This window comes from Paenibacillus sp. OV219, from assembly GCF_900110075.1.
In the GTDB taxonomy this organism is placed as follows: domain Bacteria; phylum Bacillota; class Bacilli; order Paenibacillales; family Paenibacillaceae; genus Paenibacillus_Z.
In genome coordinates this window covers 195,444-210,467 of record NZ_FOCJ01000008.1, presented here as the reverse complement: position 1 = coordinate 210,467, position 15,024 = coordinate 195,444, and the positions used below count along the sequence as shown (strand labels likewise).

The 15,024-nt window shown below is 45.4% G+C and carries 14 protein-coding genes and 1 riboswitch; of the genes, 1 reads left to right on the top strand and 13 read right to left on the bottom strand.

All coding sequences use genetic code 11. From position 1 onward, the window contains the following. Positions 1-4: 4 nt before the first annotated feature. From BMY11_RS20425 to BMY11_RS20415, 3 genes are all read right to left on the bottom strand, one after another. On the bottom strand, positions 5-721 hold the full coding sequence (locus BMY11_RS20425; protein WP_090580466.1) for an MBL fold metallo-hydrolase: 717 nt from the start codon (positions 719-721) through the stop codon (positions 5-7). A gap of 193 nt (positions 722-914) precedes the next feature. After that, positions 915-1,054, bottom strand: a riboswitch (cyclic di-AMP (ydaO/yuaA leader). Positions 1,055-1,073: 19 nt separating this feature from the next. Then, positions 1,074-1,352: a hypothetical protein gene (locus BMY11_RS20420; RefSeq protein ID WP_090580463.1), complete on the bottom strand. Its 279-nt coding sequence runs from the start codon at positions 1,350-1,352 to the stop codon at positions 1,074-1,076. A gap of 20 nt (positions 1,353-1,372) precedes the next feature. Next, the gene (locus tag BMY11_RS20415; RefSeq protein WP_090580461.1) at positions 1,373-2,653 is read right to left on the bottom strand and encodes an ArsB/NhaD family transporter; all 1,281 of its coding nucleotides are present in this window, start codon (positions 2,651-2,653) and stop codon (positions 1,373-1,375) included. A 297-nt stretch (positions 2,654-2,950) separates the two neighbouring features. On the opposite strand from BMY11_RS20415, the gene BMY11_RS20410 reads away from it, so the two are divergent. Next, the gene (locus BMY11_RS20410; protein WP_177182733.1) at positions 2,951-3,307 is read left to right on the top strand and encodes a GerAB/ArcD/ProY family transporter; all 357 of its coding nucleotides are present in this window, start codon (positions 2,951-2,953) and stop codon (positions 3,305-3,307) included. A 228-nt stretch (positions 3,308-3,535) separates the two neighbouring features. Here the strand turns inward: BMY11_RS20410 and BMY11_RS20405 are convergent, their stop codons facing one another. The 10 genes from BMY11_RS20405 to BMY11_RS20360 form a co-directional block, all read right to left on the bottom strand. Next, on the bottom strand, positions 3,536-3,877 hold the full coding sequence (locus tag BMY11_RS20405) for a zinc ribbon domain-containing protein YjdM (protein ID WP_090580454.1): 342 nt from the start codon (positions 3,875-3,877) through the stop codon (positions 3,536-3,538). A 180-nt stretch (positions 3,878-4,057) separates the two neighbouring features. Then, on the bottom strand, positions 4,058-4,645 hold the full coding sequence (locus BMY11_RS20400) for a hypothetical protein (protein WP_143069318.1): 588 nt from the start codon (positions 4,643-4,645) through the stop codon (positions 4,058-4,060). Positions 4,646-4,767: 122 nt separating this feature from the next. Next, the gene (locus BMY11_RS20395; protein ID WP_090580447.1) at positions 4,768-6,423 is read right to left on the bottom strand and encodes a SulP family inorganic anion transporter; all 1,656 of its coding nucleotides are present in this window, start codon (positions 6,421-6,423) and stop codon (positions 4,768-4,770) included. A 117-nt stretch (positions 6,424-6,540) separates the two neighbouring features. Further along, on the bottom strand, positions 6,541-6,867 hold the full coding sequence (locus BMY11_RS20390) for an ArsR/SmtB family transcription factor (protein ID WP_090580444.1): 327 nt from the start codon (positions 6,865-6,867) through the stop codon (positions 6,541-6,543). A gap of 708 nt (positions 6,868-7,575) precedes the next feature. Then, entirely contained in the window at positions 7,576-9,144 is a 1,569-nt protein-coding gene (locus tag BMY11_RS20385; RefSeq protein WP_090580441.1) for a pullulanase X25 domain-containing protein, read from the bottom strand. 97 nt (positions 9,145-9,241) lie between these two features. Then, positions 9,242-10,147, bottom strand: a complete 906-nt coding sequence (locus BMY11_RS20380; protein ID WP_090580438.1) for a metallophosphoesterase family protein — start codon at positions 10,145-10,147, stop codon at positions 9,242-9,244. 26 nt (positions 10,148-10,173) lie between these two features. Further along, positions 10,174-11,127 (bottom strand): carbohydrate kinase family protein, encoded by a 954-nt coding sequence (locus tag BMY11_RS20375; protein WP_090580436.1) that lies wholly within the window; start codon positions 11,125-11,127, stop codon positions 10,174-10,176. Positions 11,128-11,172: 45 nt separating this feature from the next. Beyond that, positions 11,173-12,186: a LacI family DNA-binding transcriptional regulator gene (locus BMY11_RS20370; protein WP_090580433.1), complete on the bottom strand. Its 1,014-nt coding sequence runs from the start codon at positions 12,184-12,186 to the stop codon at positions 11,173-11,175. Between the two features lie 72 nt (positions 12,187-12,258). Continuing rightward, complete coding sequence (locus BMY11_RS20365) at positions 12,259-13,167, bottom strand: carbohydrate ABC transporter permease (protein WP_090580430.1); 909 nt, start codon at positions 13,165-13,167, stop codon at positions 12,259-12,261. A gap of 108 nt (positions 13,168-13,275) precedes the next feature. Beyond that, the gene (locus BMY11_RS20360) at positions 13,276-15,021 is read right to left on the bottom strand and encodes an extracellular solute-binding protein (RefSeq protein WP_090580427.1); all 1,746 of its coding nucleotides are present in this window, start codon (positions 15,019-15,021) and stop codon (positions 13,276-13,278) included. Between the last annotated feature and the right edge of the window lie 3 nt (positions 15,022-15,024).

The following is a 15,024-nucleotide window of genomic DNA, read 5'->3' as shown; positions in this document are numbered from 1 at the left end:
TGTGCTATCGCCGCTGTCCGAGCTTACTCTCTGCTTCTGCGATTGCCTTGCTCATGGCGGCAGCGGGATTTTCCAGCAATTCTCCGTGCCCGACGGCGAGGAGCGTTGGCTCTAGGTCGCGGAGCTTGCGTACGCTAGTAAGCGCGGTTTCCTTATGCCAAGTTGCGAATGCAGGGAACGGGAACCACAGCTTAAACTGTCCCGAAACAGCAACGCCGCCGCGAGTCTGAATTGCATCGCCTGCAACGAGAGCGCCGCTTCGCGTATCGTAAAATGCCATCGAGCCCGGTGTGTGTCCTGGCGAGGATACGGCGCGCAGTGAACCGATCATGTCGCCGTCGTTCATCAGAACGTCCGCGCGAGTCGCCAGCTTCGTCGGCACGCCGCCTTTTATCGGCGTGTTCGGCTCGCCTTCGAGCAGCGAGCGGTCTCCCGTGAGCAGACGGGAATCCCGAGTCGAGATGTATACCTTCGCGTTCGGCAACGCTGCCTTCAGCTTATCGAGCGCGCCAACATGGTCGCCGTGCGCATGCGTCAGCACGATGCGCGTAATCGGCTTGCCGATGTCCTTCGCCGCTTGCAGAATCGGATCGGCACTAAACGGCAGCGCCGCATCGATAAGCGTCAGCTCACTGCCCTCATCCACGATGTAACAATTCACAGGAAAAAATCTCGGCATAAACGTAAGCTGATACAGGTCACCTTTGCGTATTATTCTCATTCTAATAGTTCCTCCCCAGGAAAACTAATATCATTAGTTTTAGAATAACTAATCTGATTAGTTTTTGTCAATGGGTAATTACCTACTTTCTTCTTCTACCTACTTGCCATGGGGGGGGGCACCTCCTCCTTCAGCAAATAAAAAGAAGCCCTAATAAAAGGGCCTCTGAATATACAAATTTATCTGCAACAATAGATGACCCATCCAAAGCTACGAGGTTAGCTGACGAACTCGGGATAGATGGTTCCCTACGATCATCGAAATGACCGATTCGCCCCTAAAAATCGGGTTCCCCGTTTTCCGGTTAAACCGGAAACTAAGCTGGTTATACTGCGCTCGTGGTTCGCAGTGGCTATATCCATTCCACCTTCTGCAGAAGCTTATGCTTCATTAGACACAGAATAAATGTCGCGTAGTGGTCCTCGCGAACGATAATGTGAAACCTATGGTTCTCATAGGGGTAAAACAACACATCGGTATACACTTCGTTCTCTTCAAAGAATCGTTGTACGTTCTTCATAGCAGGCCAGTAAGCATCCTCCACAATTTGAACTTCGAGCTCGATATCCCCCTCATTCGGCGTTTCTGTCAGCTCAATAATAAACTTGTTATACGTATACTTCAGTTCCATCGGACCAAGCTCCTGTCTTCTCAGATTAAATACCTGACATATAGATAAACGCTTGAAATTGCAATCGATAATAGCATCAACGGAAACCCGTATTTGAAATAGGCCATAAATTTAATGGGGTATCCCTCTTTCGAAGACAATTGTGCAACAATAAGATTCGCACTCGCGCCGATGAGTGTTCCATTCCCCCCCAGACATGCACCTAGCGCCAGACTCCACCACAGCGGTTCCAAGTTGCTGACGCCCATGTTACCCATATCCTGGATCATCGGAATCATGGTTGCAACAAACGGAATATTGTCCAGAAACGCAGACGCAATCGCACTCAGCCATAGTATCAGCATGGACGTTGCTACGAGATTACCGTCCGTCAACTCGATGGCTTGCTCTGCCAAACGCGCGATGACTCCGGTTTCAACAAGGCCTGATACAAGCACGAAGAGCCCGACGAAGAAGAAAATCGTCGCCCATTCCACCTTGGTAAAAGCCTCCTCCATGCGATGTTCACCTGTCAACAAGAGCAGCAGGAACGCACCGGAAAGCGCAACCGTAGCCGATTCCAGGTGCAGCGCTTGATGAAGGAAGAAGCCCAGCATCGTAAGCAACAGTACCGATAGGCATTTATATAGCAATTTATGCTCCGTAATGAGCTCTTTGGCATCCATTTCCATAATAACCTTCGTCAATTCAGGTTTGACAATCATCTGTTTACGAAACAGAAGTATAAAAATAGGAATATTGATCGCGAGAATGATAATCGCAATTGGCGCAAGATTCATAATAAACGCCAGGAATGTAAGTTCTTTCGCTGCACTGCCGATCATTATGTTCGGCGGATCTCCGATTAGCGTCGCCGTTCCGCCAATGTTGGACGCCATGATTTGAGTAATTAAGAACGGAATCGGTGATATCCTCAGCTGCCTAGTGATGCTTAGTGTAACAGGAACCATCAGCAATACGGTTGTTACGTTGTCCAGAAAAGCAGAGCATACAGCAGTGATAATTAACAACGAGATAAGAATGCGAACCGGTTTCCCCTTTGATTTCTTCGCTGCCCACACAGCTATAAATCTGAATAGACCTGTATCCGCAGTAATACTTACGATGATCATCATTCCGATGAGAAGCCCGAGTGTATTGAAGTCAATATGATGGATAGCAGTCTCTTGATCGACGATGCCTAAAGCGACCATCAGCAGCCCGCCAATCATGGCAACAATCGTTCGATGTACTTTCTCCGAAATGATCAATCCATAAATAACGAGAAAAATGCCAATTGCCCAAATTGCTTGCTGCTCCAAAGATGAACCCTCCTATATCACGTGATCATAAAGCCGAAAAAAAACAGAAGGAGCCCGCTGTTGGCAGGCTCCTCCGGTAAAGCAGTATTCATTTTGCAGTTCAAATAGATTATTTCGTATTATAGCCCATACGTGTGATTTTGTAAAATCAGTAGCGTGCTGTGAAGAGACTCGATGCAAGCATTATCATAGCGGTTTCCCTTGCTTTCTGGCAAAGACAATCATGCATCGCAACAAGCTTCCGTTGAGGGAACCCTGTTTTTTACACATAAAACCGGTGGAATTTGGAATACGATCGTGTGTTCCAAATCGTCTTACTTGACCTATACGCCACAATGGGTAGTTGGTCTATGTCTCATCGGCATTTGTTATTTCACGGCAAGAAAGGGACTGGCCGCAATCGCCATAACCAATGGCATCCTTCTGCCCTGGATCATTATCGCCGGCTTATATGTCATGACAGTGAACTTTCAATATAAGGATTACGGCTACTTATTTCCTGTATTCAAAAATACGGCACAATCCATTGCAACAGGCTCTTGGTATACGACATCGGGCATAACGGAAATCTTCCTCATGCTCTTCCTGAAGGATGATGTCCAAGGGAAGATATCTCGAATCAACATCATTTCTTATCGTACTTATGTTGATTGAGTTGACATTAGGACCATTGACTTGCCGTCAACGACGAGATTCCAGGAATTGAAGTGCATGTCAAAGTTAAGCTTATGGCTTCGAGCATGCTAGAATTGAGGGAGTAAGCTCTGTAAAAAGTTGCAACCACACAGCGAAATTAGGTGACCTGCTGTGATACATTTCAATATCCAAAAAAGCAGCCCGCCCAGTTTCCCGGGCAGGCTGCCTTGCACTCAGCCAACTTGCCTATACTTTTTTTACAAATTCGGATTTTAACTTCATGGCTCCAAAGCCATCAATCTTGCAATCAATGTCATGATCACCGTCAACAAGGCGAATATTCTTTACTTTGGTACCTATTTTTAAAACAGATGAACTCCCTTTGACTTTAAGATCTTTAATTATGGTCACGGTATCGCCATCGCTTAATACATTTCCATTAGAATCTTTGATCATCTTATTATCGTCACTCTTCTTAGTGTCCGATTCTTTCGGCCATTCATGACTGCATTCCGGGCAAATAAATAATCCTCCGTCTTCGTACGTATACTCCGAGTTACATTGAGGACAATTTGGAAAATCCGACATTATTCATTATCTCCATTCAAAGCATCAACGCCAATTTTGCTTACCGTCTGGCTGCTCATATCATTATTTTGCGCAAAACCAAATATTCAAAAGTTTGAATATAAAAAGCATTATAATGCAGATACATCTAAATAACAACCGATACGGCTCGGCCTGTTCCGGGAGGCGGCCCTTTTATTTCTAACTGGATTCAGTTGTGTCGGTAAGTTGTGATTCGAGACGATATTCTTGTAAAACTAAGTTGAACTGCGTAAACAGACTGGATAAACTCTTTATTTTTCGCAACACAATATTTCTGTGTGTTTGGTCATATCGGTATACCTCAGTGAGTTCAATACACCTATCCAGTTTCTCTCTGAGAGTAAGAATGAACCCAATAGCAATTTGGTTACTAGCTAATACATCGAGATCCTTGGCAAAGGCTTCACAAATATGTCTAATATCAGGCTTAGAAAGTGACTTTGTCATAAAAAAGAATTCTGGCGTCTCATCTTTCCTAAAGTCTTTTCCAGGCACCTCATCCCAAAAGTTATTCCATTCTTCTAACAGGTTCAATTCAAACAAAATATAATTATGAAAACCGCACAACCATGCGGTACAACTTGTATTCCGTTTCTGACATCCCACTCGATCTATAAGGTGCTGACAACTTATGCAGCAAGAACCTCCACCGGAAATGCAAACCTTACAAATGCTTTCCGCACCGGCGTCTCGAAGAAACTCAGTCCCCATTTCAATGACAGCTTCTCTGCTTCTTTTTTGCTTCATTTTCGCTCTGGAATTTACGTGAGGCCTGCGACAATAAATTCCGATATTCCCCCCTTTATTTTTGTAAATTATATTATCTATTATATCCACGTGAATAGTTTACCCGAGATTGAATCAAGCTTTCAGTTTGTTCGATTAAGAGCAGTTGTCCTTCTATGAGCTTCATATATCGCATCGTAATAATCATCGAATATGTTCTCTTCTCCAATCACATGAACAAAGCCGCTTTTACGAAAAAACTCTTTTATCTGCTGCTGTAAGCCCAACAAAATGATCGTCCCGCCTTTTAAGACTGTACGACTGACGATAGTAGCTAACTTGGACTCGCCGGTCGAATCAACAACTGATACACCTTTCAAGTTGATAATTAAAACGTTCTGGTTCGAAGTACTTTCATTCTCGAATAACTCTTCAAACTTATTCGCTGTTCCAAAAAACAAGGGTCCCTCAATCGAGTAAATGCCGATCCTTGAATCATACTCCATCATGTATGGCTTCAAGTCCTCTTCATTCATGAGATTGTCATACTGCACCTTCGTAACTCTTAGAGAATTTCTCATTCGCACCATAAACATAAATGCTGCTAGTAACAGCCCCATCTCAACAGCGATGGTAAGATTCAAAAAAACTGTCAGTATAAATGTGACGACCATAATCATGGATTCACTCGTTTTCGCACGAAGCAATTGAGCAAAATGCTTACGTTCACTCATATTCCAAGCAACAACCATAAGTATTGGCGCCATACTTGATAACGGTATGTCTGATGCAAGCGGTGCGAATAGCATGAGGATGATTAACACGACAAGCCCGTGAACCATTCCCGAAACTGGTGAAGCAGCTCCGCTTTTAATATTTGTCGCCGTACGCGCAATCGCTCCAGTAGCAGGAATGCCACCAAATAATGAAGCTCCTATGTTGGCTATTCCTTGCCCGATTAGCTCCCTATTACTATTATGTCTGCTGCCAGTCATGCCATCCGCTACAACGGCAGACAAAAGCGATTCAATACCACCAAGCATTGCAATAACTAACGCTGGTTGTATGAGAAGGACGATCTTTTCAAGTGTTATATGGGGTAATGAAAATACAGGCAGTGAACTTGGAATAGCTCCATATGCGGAACCGATTGTACTTATCTCACCTTTAAACAGAAGCATCGAAACAAGTGTAGATACAATTAGACCCATGAGTGACGCTGGAAATTTCGAAAGGTATTTTGGGGTCAGTAACATAACGATTAAGCAGATGGTTGCTGTTAATAGACTGTATAGGCTCAGTGTTGGCAGGTGAAGAACGATTTCTCTCATGTTTGAAAAAAAATCATTATGCCGTGAAATGTTTTTAAGACCCAGAAAGTTGGAGATCTGACCTGAAAATATGATTACAGCTATGCCTGCCGTAAATCCAATCGTGACTGGACGAGGGATAAACTGAATAAGAATACCGAGCCTAAAGACTCCCATCAATACAAGTAACAACCCGGCAAGGAACCCGGCGATCAGTAGATTTTCATACCCGTATTGCAATACAACACCGACTAATATCGGAATAAATGCACCTGTGGGCCCTCCAATCTGAAATTTCGAACCTCCGAGCAGAGAGATAAGAAAACCAGCGACTATCGTTGTGTAAATTCCATATTGAGGTTTTACCCCAGAGGCTATTGCAAAGGACATCGCCAATGGGATAGCTACGATTCCGACTATTAACCCTGAAACGATGTCTCGCTGCAACGATTCTAAGTTGTACCCTTTGAACCTGCTCGACCAATTCATCTCGGAACCCTTCTTCTCTTTTAATATTTGAATATTTGAATATATGAAAGAATAATAACTCTGAGCACAAAAAAAATCAATGCCTGCAATTGGCATTGATCATTTCAAGTAAAAGTATTATTCAGTTCGCATATTCTCTAGCATCGTGATCGTCCCAACTAAGTGATTATCAAAGATGTTCTTTGCAACCGCCAGAAGCTCTTTCACAAGTGGATCACGTAAACTATATATAACGGTCGTTCCGTCTTTTAATCCGTAAACAACGTTCTTATTGCGAAGAATAGCAAGCTGTTGCGAAACCGATGATCCTTCGCTTCCAATGATGGTTTGAATCTCATTTACAGTTCGTTCGCCTTCAGACAAAACCTCTAAAATGCGAATACGCATCGGATGGGCAAGCGCTTTAAAAAACTCTGCTTTAAACTGCTGCAATTCAAGGTTCAAAACAACTTCTTCCCCTTCATAAGTTCAAATATTTAGATATATCATACCACATATAAGCATAAAAAGATGAACCGCGTTATAACGGAACTTTTCTGCCGTCATAACAGGCACCTCAAACCAGAATACGACTCCCCCGTCCGTGTTATATACGCCAAATGGGATTTGTGCATATCCATTATGCGCTTTACAATGGATAAACCTAATCCCGTTCCGTTTTCATAGCGATTCCTGGCTTGTCAGCCTTATAAAAGCTATCCCAAATATGTTCTATATCATGATCCGGAATAACGGATCCCGTGTTAAATACGGCAATTCTACATGATCAACGTTAATCATTTGCGAAACTCTAAATACGGCAAATCCTCATTTGTTCTGAATATGGTGATTTTTTTGTCGTCCGTACATTATAGTGGGATTTTCTTGACTTTAAAAAAACGACAAGAAAATCTCCTCATCTTTATGTCGTTGTACTACTACACACTACCGTCGTTTTCATAAGGACAAAAAAAGGGTAGCCATCGTGGCTACCCTTTCCGCTTTGAACAGGCTGAAACTCATTTAGGAGAGTCTGCCCTTTTTGAGACATAAGATTTTTAATTTCCAACCCAATCTCTTCTGAAAGGTCTTGAATCAACAAATTCTGGATATATACTTACCGTTTCGTCTAAGTGTTATTCCGCGCTATGCATCACTGTCATTTACAGTGCATTACAATCCTTCGATTACTTGAACCGTTAGGCTCCGATTCATGAAGTTGAAGAGAAATTCAATGACCGTGTTATCTCGTTCTATGACCATTGTTGCTTTCGTCGAAGACCCGCTTCGCGGATAACTGTCAATGGAATAGGTCTGAGACAACGTTCCGTATGGCGCAACCGCATATTCGTATGAACCTTTGAACGGCATTACGAACGTGCGTCGATAGATGCTATTACCGATGTAAGTCATCCGCGTCGTTTCGCTATTGGAATCTTGGTTTATCGCGCCTACATGATGCTGGAAGCTTCCGTATAAGATAACACGCGCCGGAAGTTTGATTCCAGTATCAGGATCGTAGCTGTCTTCCGCTCCATAGGAAGTGTTCGGCAGCGGATTACCTGCTCTCTGCCTGAGTCCCTTTTCCGATTGCCACAGCGTTTTAATCATCTCTTCCTGTCCAAATCCAAGTGGACAGCCCTCGCCTGCTCGATTGGCCTGATAACAGTTTGATAGTTCTACTCCCGCACTGCCGGTCTGCATTGGAACCTGACAGCTGCCTAGTCCTCTTCGAATCGGCATCTGCATATAAGAGTTGACATTATTTACAGCCGTCCATTTGAAGGCGTATTCAAGAAATTGGTTGCGTCCCTCTTCATCCTGCGAGGCAAACCAAGCAATCTGATCGTACCCCCACCATTCCTTCCATGCCCTGCGTTCGTTGGGGAGGTTATCGTTCTCATCGAAAAATTTGCCGCCCCAATTATCGAGCTCCATCAGCATTGGCAAAGAATCGCAGCTCCATCCACTTGGCGTCACACCGCCTTCACTGAATCCCTCTTGCACCAAAGCGAGCTTGTCGCCTGGTCTGTCGAGAATCGGCATCCGTGAATAAGGCATGGAATGAAAGTCGAATAGAAGCCGGCCGTCAATATTCACTCCGTGCGTATGTGCGTCGAGCAGCACAATGCCTCGCCGCGCATGATCTCTCGCGTAGTCACGGATCATTTGGAATAAAGAAATCGTCTTCTTGAACCCCTGATCCTCGGCGGTATATAGGTGAATCTGACCCATATGAATGGCTTCAAATCCGGCATCGATATAGTTTACCGCTCGGTAATAAAACCAGAACTGTGACTCTAGCTTATTCAAATTAGGAATACCTCCGCCATCTTCCCAGACGAACCCTTGTGGTCTCCCGTCAAACAGCATATCGGTAATACAGAAAGTACGATTCTCGACCGGTAATTGGAAAGCCTTGAACACCCAATCCGGAATCTTAATCTTCTCTACTTCTTGGAAAACAGCTTCGAAAATGCATGTCTGCAGCATAATGTCCGGGTCGACTTCGTGTACACGTTCAGCAAGCGCCCTGGACTTGCGGTAATGCTCATCGTCATCCGCTTCCAGCAGCCATACGCCTGAAGCACGGCCTAGAAACTTAGCCCCAATGTTCTTGATCATCCTCAAGTCATCGCTTAAAGTAGTACTGTTGACCAAATCTGCGGACGTAACTGCCCTGGAAAGATAGCCTTCCAGAACATTCCGGCTAATACTTCCACCAAACATAGTATGGTTCATGTGGACCTCCGTAATCGTGGTTAGTCATCGTGTAACGTTGTTTAGGCATTTCTGGTATCGATACCAGAAACAGCCGATTCACGGCCAAATCCGAATTTCATCGTACAATTCCCTCATCTGCTTCCGTAATCCAAGTCTCAAAGCTCCGCTTCCCTTCGGAAAGGGTAATAACTCGAGCGCCTCGCTGAAACTTACCATAGCAGTTGTAGCCGGAAACTCGGCCATAACAGAGACGAATGCCGTGCAAGGTGCCGCAATAGTCGTTATCATGATCATGTCCAACGAATGTTCCCATAACATCGCCCATATGAACCATCGCCCCGAATAAGCCGGTATTGACTCGTGGGCACTCCACATTTTCTTCCTTCGTTCCAGTAACATCCTCGCCGGTCCACGCTTCTTCATACTCCGGGAATGGGATATGGAAGAAGGCCAAGGCAGGCAGCGGCGAGCCGTGCTGCTCTGCAAGTCGTCTGGATTGCTCGGTATACCAATGAACTTGATCTGGATGTATCCACGCATATCCGCCGATCGGTTTAGGCGCATTGATACCAGAATCGAAGAAATACAACGCTGCCGCATCTGAATCACCAGAAGCACCTTCAATGCCCAGAACATAGTTGCCGACCCCGTTAATGTCAGCAGGCCCGGCAACGCTTAGGCACTGCTCATGCTCTTGCTGAATCGCGAGCAGTTCCTCCCGTGTGACTCCTGATTCCGCATCGTGATTACCGTATACGGCCGCCCAAGGGAGCCCTGATTCAACAACAGGCATAATCGCCCTGCGAAATGTTTGCTGCGGGTTAGCTACGCCGTCGCTCCAGATCATATCGCCGGTAAGCACGATCAGGTCAGGCTGCTCGGAGGCAATAATACGCCGTATCAAGTCGGCCGTCATGCCATCCTTCACCCTGTCCTCTTCATGATCGTTGCCGATATGCATATCGGTAAACTGTATAATTTTGAAAGCTCCGTCATGCCGAAATTTCAACTTGCTGACCATCACTTCATTCCTCCTCGCAAGGGATACTACGCTGTCTCCCAGATCTCTGTCGTACTGCTGCCCCGCTCGGAAATAAACTTTTCCAGTTTAATGCCGTCAGGCGTTCCGGTACTGCCGCCGGACATTGATACGGATAATGCACCGCAAGCGTTGCCGTATAGCAAGCTCATCTCAATGGACTGTCCGGTGAGAAACCCGTAAATATAACCAGCATTAAACGAATCCCCTGCACCCGTCGTATCGACAACAGGCACTTGAAACCCGGACTGGAATTTAGTCTGACCATGGACAGCCGCAACCGCTCCAGCTGAACCCAGCTTAATGACGATATGATCGGTGTATTCCGCAAACTTGTGGAGAATATCCTTGATATTCGACAGCCCTGTAAACTGTTGCGCTTCCACTTCGTTCATGAAGAAGACATCCACCTCGTGCATCAGTTCAAAAATACCCGAGAACCATTCGCCCGTCTCATCCCAGCCTACATCGATCGAGGTGGTCACTCCGAGTGACTTAATTTCCTTCGCAACCTTCATATATTCGGCATGGTTCCTTCTTCCCTTGTACCCTGTCAAATGCACATGCCTCGCCAAAGCTACACTGTCCATATCCAGCTGCTGCAAGCTTAGCTCTGTATTAGAGCCCAAATAAGAGATGAAGGAACGATCTACCTCGGGGTTAATCGCAATGGAAATCCCCGTATTGAAGTTGCTCTTGTATATATAGCTTGTATCGATTCCATATTGCGTAAATTGTTCCCGTACGAAGTGTCCGAAACCATCCTCGCCAAGTGTGCCGTTAAATGCAAGCTTCAGACCAAGCTTCGCCAAAGCCATGCTGAACAAAGCGGCTCCGCCGCCAACATGAAGCGTCATATCGCGGACAAACACTTCTTGCCCTGGCTCTGGCAGCTCGCTCAAGCCGGCAACGACCAAATCGATGTTTGCATCGCCAATAACAATTGCATCGTATTTCTTCACAACTGCCTCATCCCCGTCTGCTCCATTTATGCGCTTCTCACCCTGCTACGAACCATTTCTCGCTTTGCAGCTATCGCGTGCAACCAACCGATGCTCAAGAATAATGTCGCTCGTAGGCACTTCACCAGTCTCGACTTGACTGAGCAGTACTCTCATCGTCACCTTGCCCATTTCATGAATCGGTTGCTCCATCGAGGTAAGCGTCGGGCGAGTCAGCTCCGTTAGTTGGCTACCATCAAACCCCATGACAGAAATATCCTCGGGTACACGCAGTCCATTGTCGCGAATGCAATTCATCGCGCCGACAGCCATATCATCGCTCACGGCGAACACCGCAGTCAGGGGCTGTTTCACGCGCAATAGCGCTTTCATTTGCTCATAGCCGCTTTTCACCTTGTAGTCGCCGAAACGGATATGCTCATGAATGATTTTGATGCCACTGTTCGTCAGTGCATTACGGTAGCCGCTGTAACGGTTCTGGCCGGAAGTAATGTCCCTCATGTCGCCGCCGATAAATCCAATCGATTCATGCCCAAGCCCGATCAAGTAATTAGTCGCATCATAGGCTGCCTTGTAATCATCTACGATGACCGATACGAATTCCTGCTCCATAGGCTTAACGCTTGAGAAGATCACCGGAATCTTCATCTTCTGAATCAGATTTCGAATGTCCTCGTTAATTTTCTCATGCATGATGATGATGCCTTCGACCCGCATCTCCTGAAAGACGTTCAAATATTTATGCTCTTTATCAATATTTTCGCTAATGTTGCACACGAGCAAATTGTAGTCGTTGGCACTCGCCGCTTCTTCAATGCTACTTAGAATCGTCGCATAGAAGCTAGACGTAATATCCGGAACGATGACGCCGATCAGGTTTGTTTTGTTACGCACCAAACTACGGGCAATTTGGCTAGGAGCATATCCTAATTCTTCAATGGCAACGTATACTCTCTGTTTGAGATCGTCTTTGACATACTTCTCGCCATTGAGCACACGGGAAACGGTCGTAACCGAAACACCGGCCAGCCGTGCCACGTCTTTAATCTTTGGCTGCACATAACTCACCCTCTTACTTGAAATATCATTGGAATGCAATTCTTCATAATAAGGTAAAATTCCTTCTATTATCTATTCTTTCATCGATCCGATCATAATGCCCTTGGCAAAATACCGCTGGACGAATGGATAAATAATAATAATCGGAGCGACAACGACGATAATCGTCGCCATTTTGAGCGAGTCACCTGTAATTTGAATTTTATCAAGCAGCGTATAATTGACTGTTCCTGCTGCTTGGTTCAGCGTGTTTCGCATTGCTTCAGCGCTAGTCAGCATCTCCTGCAGCAGCGTAGACAGCGGCCTTAAACTCGCTTTACGTACGAAGAAAGCACCTGTGAACCAATCGTTCCAATGGCTGACCGCATTGAACAAACCGATAACTGCGATAACCGGACGACTGAGCGGCAAAATAATGCGAATAAAGATTGCAAAGTCGTTATATCCGTCAATTCGGGCCGACTCTTCCAAACTCGGGTGAATTTGCTGAAAGAATGTCCGAATAATGATCAAATTCCATGCACTATACAAGCTCGGTATTACATACACCCAGATGTTGTCCGTTAAATGTATCCATTTCAGTAGCATGTAGTAAGGAATTGTGCCGCCGCCAAACAACATTGTAAAGAAGATAAACATCATGAAAAACTTGCCGCCGGGAATAGTCTTACTCTTAAGCGCATAGGCAGCCATCGCTGTCAAAAACACACTGGAAATCGTTCCTACTACGGTACGAAACATCGAAATACCGAAAGCAGTTGCAATATTCGAGGATTCAAACACTTTATTGAAGTTTTCGAGCGTCCAAACGCGCGGCCAGAAGTAAATGCCACCTCTTTCCGCATCTTTACCGGGATTGAATGCTAACGCAAATATGTTTAGGAAAGGAAGAATAATCGATAAGCACAGCAATACGATGAGTGTATAATTGACAATTCGAAAAACTCGTTCCCCTACACTAAGCTTATAAAATTCGTTCACCGTTTTCTCCCTCCTGCTGCAAAGCTGATCGAACAATCAAGAAAGACGGTTTCATCCGAGTTGCGGACGAAACCGCCTAACCATCTGTGATTGAGATGCTGCTAGCTGTTACAGTTTCACTTTCGTTTTTGGATCTGCATTCTTCTCAGCAAGAAGCTTCAAGTAGTCATCAAGACCTGCCGATTCCATTTGTTTCAAAGCGCTGTCCAAAATCTTCTTCGCTGCATCAAGGTTCTTGCTGTAGTAAGCTTGAACCAGGCTGTCATTGTAGTTATCGAGCGCCGTCTTCAAATCAGTACCGTTTTCGAACTCACCAATGAACGAATTTGGCTGGTATGCATCCACGACTTCAGCGTCTTTGATCTTCTGATCAAGGCCATAGAATGTCGCAATTTTCTCAACCGCCGGGAATAAACCCGAGTTCGTGTTGTCGCCATAGTTCTCTTCACCGAAATCCGCTTTATTATCGTTGTCAGTGCTGCCGAGAATATCGCCCCAGTTGTTGCCTACTCCTGCAAAACCAAGCTTCTTCGCTTCGTTCGGATCCTTCACTTTCAGATCGATAACTTCTTTCTTCACAAGCGGGTTGCCGTTCGCATCAAGCGTATAATCACGGCCTTCGATACCGTATTTCCACAGCAGCTTGCCTTCACGGCTAGCAAGCCAGTCAGCGAACTTCACAACTTCTTCTGGTTTCTCAGTTGTAGCTGGAACTGCCCATGCAGAGTAACCCGATTTGAAATCAATGACCTTCTTATAAGGACCGTCTACTTTATTGATTGGACCAAGTGGAATGTAGTGCATATCTTGGTTAAATTCTTGATAGCTGTGCATATCCGCAATAATTGCCCAAGTACCGTTGATTGCACCTTCTGTAGCGCGGCTCTCGTCCATCGTGAAGAACTCCGGTTGAATCAGTTTATCTTTGATCATGTTTTGTACATATTCAACCCGTTTCATAGCGATAGGCGTTTGCGCTTCGTGAAGAATCTTACCGTCTTTGTCTTGCTTGATATGTTGGTCAGAGTCGCCCCACTCCAAATCGTTGAACAGGGCACCAATTTCATGACCGCCCCAGTAACCAGGACCGATTGGCGTTACAGCCGTGCCGTTCTTATCCTTGAAATTGCCTGCTTTGATCTTCTTAGCTAGATCTTCCAGCTGAGCCGTTGTTGTAATTGTGCGTGGATCAACACCAAGCGCGTCTGCGATATCCTTACGGATGTAAGGACCGCCTACACCTCTCCAAGTCACTTGACCGCCATTGCGCTGAATGTTCATATGCGTGAAGTAAGTAGCACCGTTAAACTCAGGACGGAACATGACACCGAACTTCGTATCCGCTGGCAAGTAATCGTCTTGTAAGTATTTGCTGTATACTTTCGAATCTTTGAAGAAAGGAGCCAGATCCGTGAACATGCCCTCGCGCGCTGCTTTCAGAGCGACTGGCATTTCCGGACGACCGCTGTTATTGAGGTAGAAAGCGATGAAATCCGGCAGGTCATTCGCTGCAAGACCTGCAATCATACCTTCAAGCGAGTCGGCAGATTTCATAATTTCGATTTCAAAATCGATACCTGTTTGCTTCTTGATTTCTGCTTTAATTTCGGGGTTCATTTCTTCGGTATAATCGTCAGTTCCCATGAATACTAGACCTTTAATTTTGCGGTCTGCGATCCATGTTGCCGGCTTTCCGTCAGTTGCATTTGTTGCAGTTGCATTATTAGTTGTAGCGTTCTTGCTGTCCGAAGCTTGATCATTGTTTGCTACGTTATTCCCGTTGTTGGAGCAACCCGTCAATACCATTGCCGCCATAACAGGAAGTGCTAGAAACTTCATCCATTTTCTGCTCATGCG